The sequence below is a fragment of the Vibrio sp. 10N.222.49.A3 genome, from assembly GCF_041475145.1.
Lineage (GTDB): Bacteria > Pseudomonadota > Gammaproteobacteria > Enterobacterales > Vibrionaceae > Vibrio > Vibrio tasmaniensis_A.
Genome location: NZ_JBFRVM010000370.1, coordinates 1 through 491, shown reverse-complemented (window position 1 = coordinate 491; position 491 = coordinate 1). Strand labels below are relative to the sequence as shown.

Annotated in this window: 1 protein-coding gene; it reads right to left on the bottom strand. The window is 39.1% G+C overall.

All coding sequences use genetic code 11. The features are described from left to right. Positions 1-113: 113 nt before the first annotated feature. Positions 114-287: an IS66 family insertion sequence element accessory protein TnpA gene (gene tnpA / locus AB4589_RS25765; protein WP_408063609.1), complete on the bottom strand. Its 174-nt coding sequence runs from the start codon at positions 285-287 to the stop codon at positions 114-116. Positions 288-491 lie beyond the last annotated feature (204 nt).

Genomic DNA, 491 nt, shown 5'->3' with positions numbered 1-491 from the left:
TTTACATCGGCGCTGACACCTTAGGCCAAGTTTGAATTTGTGTCAGTGGTAATGAGGTTGGAAGTTCCGCTCTCAGTCCATTCGGTAGATGTACAACAACCGCTGATCATTCATTACCACTTGATGGACAACCTGCTTATCATCAGTTTGTTTGAGTTTTTCAGCCAATAGTGAAAAGTGGCGTAATTAATATCGTACTCTTTACAAAAGTGTGGAATGGAAAGGCCGCTTTCTTGCTGATTAGAGACAATGGTTGTCCAATGTTGATGTTTTTCTGATTGAGTCATAGTTCCGGAAAAACTATTACAAAGGTTGAGCGGAATTAGAACGTGTGGTTAATTTCGCGCTTACTTCTTATCCATGACTGACTTAATTATATACCCGTTCAACTTGAAAATGCAGGCTTCAATATCTGAAAATTATCCGTAATTCTGGATACAAGTGAGCCTGCAACTTTTGGTAGCGTCACATTAAAAACTTTTTGATAGCAG

Excerpts from the sequence above, each read along its gene's own strand:
- tnpA (WP_408063609.1), bottom strand. The coding sequence starts at position 287 with ATGACTCAATCAGAAAAACATCAACATTGGACAACCATTGTCTCTAAT.